The sequence below is a fragment of the Alphaproteobacteria bacterium genome, from assembly GCA_030740435.1.
Lineage (GTDB): Bacteria > Pseudomonadota > Alphaproteobacteria > UBA2966 > UBA2966.
Genome location: JASLXG010000143.1, coordinates 1 through 3843, shown reverse-complemented (window position 1 = coordinate 3843; position 3843 = coordinate 1). Strand labels below are relative to the sequence as shown.

The following is a 3843-nucleotide window of genomic DNA, read 5'->3' as shown; positions in this document are numbered from 1 at the left end:
CGCGCCGCAGCGCCTCGGGCGCCACGTAGACCGAATTCTCCACGCTGTAGCGGTAGGCTGGCCGGGCGCGGTAGGGGCCGGCATAGGCATAGCCGACGACCCGGCCCTCGAACTCGGCCACAAGATAGGGAAAACCGGCGCCTTTGGTGGCTCGAAAGCGGCGGTTGATTTCGGCCAGGTCCGGCGCCTCTTCCTCGAACGAGGCCAGGCCGTTGAGCACGTAGTGGGCGTAGATCGCTTGCACCCGGGTCAGGTCGCCTTCTCCCGCCTCGCGGATGATGGGATCGGCCATGACAGGGTCTATCCCTTGCCTCCCGGGTCCACCACATTGATCAGCGCCGGCCAGTAGTTGGCGCCGAAACCGGCCTGGCGGCTGGCCTCCAGCGCCGCCGCCGCGTTCACGGCGCCGCTCGCCGCAACTCCCGTCTCGGCCGCCAGCTCGAGGGCGTAACGCAGATCCTTCTGGGCGTATTCGGTGGAAAAGGCGCGCTCCGGGAACTGGCCCGGCAGCAACGCCTTCATCCCGTGGTTCCTTAGCGCAAAGCTGTCGGCCGAGCCCTTGGTCAGGGTCTCATAGAGCACCTCGCCCTCGAGGCCGGCCCGGCGCCCGATGGTCAGGGCCTCGGAAAGCGCCAGCACGGTCTGCACCAGCACCATGTTGTTCATGAGCTTGACGACCTGGCCGGCACCCACCGGGCCGCAGTGGCTGACCTCGCTGGCGCAACAGGCCAGCAGCGGCTGGATGCGGGCAAAAACCTCGGCGCCGGCGCCCACCATGATCGAGAGCGTGCCCTCGATGGCCGCCTGGCGGGTGCGGGCGATGGGGGCGTCGGCATAGTCGATGCCGCGCTCGGCGAAACGGGCCGCCAGCTCGCGGCTCAAGGCCACCGGCGAGGTACTGGTGTCGACCACGGTCTGGCCGGCGCCGCAGCTTTCCAGCAGGCCGCCGGGCGCCTCGCAAACCTCGGACAGTTGCTCGCCGCCGGGCAGCGACAAGAACACGAGCTCGGTTGCCTGGGCCACGGCAGCCACTGAATCGGTGGCCACCACGCCAACCTCGGCCAGCCGCGCCAGCGGTTCGGGATCGAGGTCGTAGGCGATGACCGTCCGGCCGCATTTTTGCGCCATGTTGCGGCACATGGGCTCGCCCATGACGCCGGTGCCGATGAAGCCGATGGACGCGGTCATGATGTTTTCTCCCCGGCACTTGAAGCCGCGCCCGAGCCGGCGATGCGGCCGAAGACGGCGCCCGAAGTGAGCCCGGTGCCGCCGGGATAGTTGAAGTAAAAAAGCCCGCCCACCAGCTCGCCGGCGGCATAGAGGCCGGGCATGGCCACGCCTTCGCTGTCGATGACCCGGGCTTGGGTGTCGATCTTGAGGCCGCCGAAGGTGAAGGTGACGCCGCAGGTCACGGCATAAGCCTCGAAGGGCGGCTGGTCGAGGGCGTTGGCCCAGTTTGATTTGGCCAGCGCTAAACCCGCCGTGCCGCGGCCGTCCTTGACCGTGGGGTCGAAGGGCACGCCCTCTTGGACGGCGGCATTGAAAGCCCGGACCGTTTCCAGGAATCCGGCCGCATCGACGTCGTCGAGCTTCCCGGCCAGCTCCTCGAGACTAGCGGCGCTGGCCTTGGTCACCTGGCGGATGCGGTATTCGTCGCGCAGGAGGTGCGTCACCTTGGCGTCGAAGACCTGCCAGGCGAATTGGCCGGGCTGGCGCAGCACCTCCGCGCCATACTTGGCGTAGGTGTAGTTCCTGAAATCCGCCCCCTCGTCGACGAAGCGCTGGCCGCGGGCGTTGACCATGATGCCGAAAGGATACGAATGCTTTTGGAAGCCGTCGCCCACCGCCAGGTCGCCGAACTCGGGGGCGTTGCGGTCCCAGCCCACGGCGTGGCTGCCCGACCAGTTGCCACACGGCATGGCGCCGGCTTCCAGCGCCATGGCGATGCCGTCGCCGGTGTTGAAGCGGGTGCCGCGCACCTTGGCCAGGTCCCAGCCCGGGCCCAGGTAACGCGTGCGCCATTCGGCATTGGATTCGAAGCCGCCCGAGGCCAGCACCACGGCCCCGGCGGCCAACTCGCGGCGCCGCCCCCCCTGGCGGGCGCGGACCCCCACGACCGCGCCCTCGTCGTCCTGCAGCAAGGCCAGCGCCCGGGTGCCGTAGAGCACCTCGATGCCGGCCTTGGCGGCCGCGTCGTGCAGCGCCGTCACCAGTCCCTCGCCGCCGCCCCAGGCTTCCACGGTGAGGCCGCCCCAGAACTTGAAACGGTTGCCCACCTTGAAGGCCTGGCGGCTGTAAAGCGGCAGGAAACGGACGCCGCAGTGGCGCATCCATTTCAGCGTCGGCAGGCTCTCGTGCACCAGCACCTCGACCAGGTCGGGATCGGCGCGGAACTCGGTGACCCGGGCCATGTCGTCGAAGAACTGGTCGGAGGTATAGCTGCCGAAGTCGTCCTTGCGCTCTTCGTCGGTGAGGTCGGGCATGAGCTCGAGCAGATCGTCGAGGCCGTCGTAGACCACGCGCATGGCGCCGGCCGTGAAGCGCGAGTTGCCGCCGCGCTCGTCCTCGGAAGCGCGCTCCAGCACGGCCACCGAAGCGCCGGCCTGGCGCGCCGAGAGCGCGGCACAAAGGGCGGCATTGCCGGCGCCGACGACGATGACATCGTATTCGCTCATGTACGGTGTACCTGTTCAGATAGGGACTGCACGGGACAGCAAAAAAAACAGCCCGCGGCTGTGCTAGCGCGGCGGCATCAGGGCGTCGCGTTCGAGCTTGGCTAGGTCGCCGATCAGGCGGCGCATGTGGCCGGTCATCTGGCGCAGGCGTGGCAGGCGCTCGATGCGGCGCTCGTCCATATAGAGCGAGCGCTTGATTTCGATCTGCAGGGCGTGGATGCCGCCGGCCGGGCGGCCGTAGTTGCGCGTGATGAAGCCGCCGGCGTAGGGGTTGTTGCGCCCTACCGTGCAGCCCAACTCGTCCAGCGTCTCCTCGGCGGCGTCGCTGACGGCGCGGGCGCAACTGGTGCCGAAGCGGTCGCCGAGCACGATCTCGAGCCGTTCGTGGCCGCGGTCCTTGTCCATGGGCCCGCCGACGGCCGGCATGGAATGGCAATCGATCAGCACGGCGCAGCCGAATTCCTCCAGCGTCTCGTCGATCAGCGTCGTGAGCGTGGCGTGAAAGGGCTTGTAGAGCTCGTTGACGCGGCGTTCGGCCTCGGCGAACGAGAGCTTCTCGCGATAGATCTCGGCCCCCGAGGCGACCACCCGGGGGATGGTGCCGAGCCCGCCAGCGACGCGCTGGGATTCGCTGTTGACGTGGTCAGGCAGCGGCCCGTCGAACATGGCCGGGTCGAGCTCCCAGGGCTCGCGGTTGGGATCCAAGTAGGCCCGCGGAAAATTGGCCCGCAGCAATGGCGCGCCGACTTGCGGCGCGGCGGCGAAAAGCTCGTCGACGAAGCTGTCCTCGGAGCGCCTGAGCGTCACCGGATCGAGAGCCGAGCCGGCCAGAAACTCGGCCGGATAATCGGCCCCGGAATGGGGCGAGACGAAGACCAGCGGCACCGTCTGCTGCGAGGGTGCCAGCACCTCGAAAGGCGGCAAGGCTTCGTCGTCGGGTTGGTCGAGGGCGCTCATGGGCCGCATTGTGTGCCGAGAGGCCGGGCCGGGGCAAGCGGCACGGCCCCACAGGGGCTCGTTCGTGTTGGGCGGCCCTTGTCAGCCTGGGGCAATCGTTGTAAACCGCATAGCCTCGCGGCGGAGCCGCGAAACCGGGCGCGTAGCTCAGCGGGAGAGCACTACGTTGACATCGTAGGGGTCGCTGGTTCAATCCCAGCCGCGCCCACCA

General features: G+C 68.6%; 4 protein-coding genes and 1 tRNA gene. 1 reads left to right on the top strand and 4 read right to left on the bottom strand.

Features of this window, described 5'->3' with window-relative positions:
• From QGG75_14565 to QGG75_14550, 4 genes are all read right to left on the bottom strand, one after another.
• On the bottom strand, positions 1-292 hold a 292-nt coding region (locus QGG75_14565), incomplete at its 3' end, for an N-acetyltransferase family protein (protein MDP6068455.1).
• Positions 293-300: 8 nt separating this feature from the next.
• The gene (locus tag QGG75_14560) at positions 301-1188 is read right to left on the bottom strand and encodes an NAD(P)-dependent oxidoreductase (protein ID MDP6068454.1); all 888 of its coding nucleotides are present in this window, start codon (positions 1186-1188) and stop codon (positions 301-303) included.
• The gene (gene tcuA / locus QGG75_14555; GenBank protein MDP6068453.1) at positions 1185-2675 is read right to left on the bottom strand and encodes an FAD-dependent tricarballylate dehydrogenase TcuA; all 1491 of its coding nucleotides are present in this window, start codon (positions 2673-2675) and stop codon (positions 1185-1187) included. The genes QGG75_14560 and tcuA overlap by 4 nt, the downstream gene beginning before the upstream one ends.
• A 63-nt stretch (positions 2676-2738) precedes the next feature.
• The gene (locus tag QGG75_14550; GenBank protein ID MDP6068452.1) at positions 2739-3632 is read right to left on the bottom strand and encodes an N-formylglutamate amidohydrolase; all 894 of its coding nucleotides are present in this window, start codon (positions 3630-3632) and stop codon (positions 2739-2741) included.
• A 136-nt stretch (positions 3633-3768) separates the two neighbouring features.
• On the opposite strand from QGG75_14550, the gene QGG75_14545 reads away from it, so the two are divergent.
• Positions 3769-3843, top strand: a tRNA-Val gene (locus tag QGG75_14545).

What these genes read in the sequence shown, in the direction of transcription:
- QGG75_14560 (MDP6068454.1), bottom strand. Translation starts at nt 1,188, where the DNA reads ATGACCGCGTCCATCGGCTTCATCGGCACCGGCGTCATGGGCGAGCCC.
- tcuA (MDP6068453.1), bottom strand. Translation starts at nt 2,675, where the DNA reads ATGAGCGAATACGATGTCATCGTCGTCGGCGCCGGCAATGCCGCCCTT.
- QGG75_14550 (MDP6068452.1), bottom strand. Translation starts at nt 3,632, where the DNA reads ATGAGCGCCCTCGACCAACCCGACGACGAAGCCTTGCCGCCTTTCGAG.